The sequence below is a fragment of the Sphingomonas bacterium genome, assembly GCF_903644135.1.
Classification (GTDB): Bacteria; Pseudomonadota; Alphaproteobacteria; order Sphingomonadales; family Sphingomonadaceae; genus Sphingomonas.
Genome location: NZ_CAHJXA010000374.1, coordinates 1 through 2599 on the forward strand (window position 1 = coordinate 1; position 2599 = coordinate 2599).

At 67.7% G+C, this 2599-nt stretch carries 2 protein-coding genes and 1 pseudogene; 1 reads left to right on the plus strand and 2 read right to left on the minus strand.

Annotation, left to right across the window (positions count from 1 at the left end; all coding sequences use genetic code 11):
* Nucleotides 1-309: pseudogene (locus tag HUU96_RS15000) on the plus strand (hypothetical protein); the annotation flags it as partial.
* A 7-nt stretch (nt 310-316) separates the two neighbouring features.
* On the opposite strand, the gene lpdA reads toward HUU96_RS15000, so the two are convergent.
* Together lpdA and sucB are read right to left on the minus strand one after the other, a co-directional pair.
* On the minus strand, nt 317-1732 hold the full coding sequence (gene lpdA, locus HUU96_RS14695) for a dihydrolipoyl dehydrogenase (RefSeq protein ID WP_174293478.1): 1416 nt from the start codon (nt 1730-1732) through the stop codon (nt 317-319).
* Between the two features lie 125 nt (nt 1733-1857).
* A partial coding sequence (sucB, locus tag HUU96_RS14700) for a dihydrolipoyllysine-residue succinyltransferase (RefSeq protein ID WP_174293479.1) occupies nt 1858-2599 on the minus strand: 742 nt, incomplete at its 5' end.

Sequence of the window (2599 nt, forward strand, 5' to 3'; positions counted from 1 at the left end):
GCGATCGCCCTGATCGACCTGCACCGCCTGCCGGGCGAGACGCCGCAGGTCGAGACGGCCCTGCAGCCGGGCGAGCTGATCACGTCCGTCGTCCTGCCCGCCAATGGCGTCGCGGCGCTGGCAGTTGCGACGCTAGCGGGGATCGATCCGAGCGTGGCCATTGCAGCGCTGGCGCGGCAGGCGCGGGAGCAGGAGGCGTCGAAGCAGGAGCCCGTCATGGGCAAAGCCCATGACGTCGGACGCGGCTGCTGGCCGCGCCGGCCGCGGGCAAGCCGATCGACCGGCTTCGCGGTCGACATCCACGTTTAGCCTCTGGCTAAACGTGGATAGGTTTGCCCGTCACCGCCATCGCCGCCTCCTTGATCGCCTCCGAATGGGTCGGATGGGCGTGGCAGGTGTAGGCAATGTCCTCGCTGGTCGCGCCGAACTCCATCGCCTGCGCGACCTGCGCGATCATCGTGCCGGCGAGGCTGGTGATGATCCACGCACCGAGCACGCGGTCGGTCTTGGCGTCGGCGATGATCTTGACGAAGCCGTCGGTGTCGCGGTTGGTCTTGGCGCGGCTGTTCGCCGCCATCGGGAACTTGCCGACCTTGATCGAACCGCCCTGCTTCTCGGCATGGGCGCGCGCCGCCTCCTCGGTCAGGCCGACGCCGGCGATCTCGGGCAGGGTATAGACCACGCTTGGGATGACGTCGTGATTGACGATGCCGGTATGGCCGGCGATGTTCTCGGCCACCGCGACGCCCTCGTCCTCGGCCTTGTGCGCCAGCATCAGTCCGGGGATCACGTCGCCGATCGCCCAGACACCGTCGACCGACGTGCGGAAATTGTGACCGGTCGCGATCTGGCCGCGTCCGTTGAGCTCAAGGCCGATCGCCTCCAGGTTCAGCCCGTCGATGTTCGGCCGCCGCCCGGTCGCCACCAGCACCGCGTCGGCGGTGATCGTCTCGCCCTCACCACCCGCTACGGGCTCGACCGCGACGCTGGCGATGTCGCCATCGACGGTGACGCCGGTCACCTTGGCCGAGGTGCGGATGTCAAAACCCTGCTTCTTGAACAGCTTGGCGCTCTCCTTGCGGACCTCGCCGTCGAAACCGGGCAGGATCTGGTCGCCATACTCGACCACCGTCACTCGCGCGCCGAGCCGCCGCCAGACGCTGCCCAGCTCCAGCCCGATCACGCCGCCGCCGATCACCACCAGATGCTCGGGCACCTTGGGCAGTGCCAGCGCGCCGGTGGAGTCGACCACCACCCGCTGGTCGACCTCGACGCCCGGTAGCGGCGTGACCGACGATCCGGTGGCGATGACGATGTCGCGAGCAGTCATGGTCTGCTCGCCGACCGTGACGCTGTGGGCGTCCGTGAAGGCGGCGCGGCCCTTGAGCCATGTCACCTTGTTCTTCTTGAACAGGAACTCGATGCCGCCAGTCAGCTCGGTGACCGCCTTCGCCTTTTCCGCGTGCATCTGGTCGAGGTTCAGCGTCGCGCCTTGGATGTCGATACCAAACTTGGCGAGATGGCCGCCGGTCGCCTCCTCGAACAGCTCGGAGGCGTGGAGCAGCGCCTTGGAGGGGATGCAGCCGACGTTGAGGCAGGTGCCGCCCAGCGTCTCGCGGCTCTCGGCGCAAGCGGTCCTGAGGCCAAGCTGCGCCGCCCGGATCGCAGCGACATAGCCGCCGGGGCCAGCGCCGATCACGAGGACGTCATAGTCGTAGCTGTTGTCGGCCATCGGAAAGCTCCTCCCCGGTGAAGGCCGAGGTCCAGTTGGGTGACATATGGGAAGTGCGTGGCGCATCGTCACCGCCGCCTTCCCAACTGGGCCCCGGTCTTCGCGGGGTGGTCGGTAGTGAGGGTCTACAGATCGATTAGGATACGCGTCGGGTCCTCGATCGCGTTCTTTAGCGCCACTAGGAACGTCACCGCCTCGCGCCCGTCGATCAGGCGGTGGTCGTAGCTGAGCGCCAGGTACATCATCGGCCGCGCGACGATCTGGCCGTTCAGCACCACCGGCCGCTCGTCGATGCGATGCAGGCCGAGCACCGCCGACTGGGGCGGGTTGATGATCGGGGTCGACATCAGGCTGCCGAAGACGCCGCCATTGGAGATGGTGAAGGTGCCGCCCTTCATCTCATCCATCTTGAGCGTACCGTCCTTCGCCCGCTTGCCGAAATCGCCGATCGTCTTCTCGATGCCCGCCACCGACAGCGCCTGCGCGTCGCGGATCACCGGCACGACCAGGCCGCCCGGGGACGACACCGCCACCGAAACGTCGGCATAGTCATGGTAGACGATGTCGTCGCCGTCGATGCTGGCATTGACGCTGGGCACGTCCTTCAGCGCCATGCACGCGGCCTTCACGAAGAAGCCCATGAAGCCCAGCCGGACGCCGTGCTTCTTCTCGAACAGGTCCTTGTACTTGGCGCGTGCCTCGATCACCGCGGTCATGTCGACGTCGTTGAACGTCGTCAGCATGGCGGCGGTGTTCTGCGCCTCCTTCAGGCGCTTGGCGATGGTCTGGCGCAGGCGGGTCATCCGCACCCGCTCCTCGCCGCGACCGCCCGAGGGCGCGGCGGCCGGCTGCGGTGCGGGGGAGGGG

Coding starts and splice junctions, on each gene's coding strand:
- lpdA (WP_174293478.1), bottom strand. CDS start 1,732: ATGGCCGACAACAGCTACGACTATGACGTCCTCGTGATCGGCGCTGGC.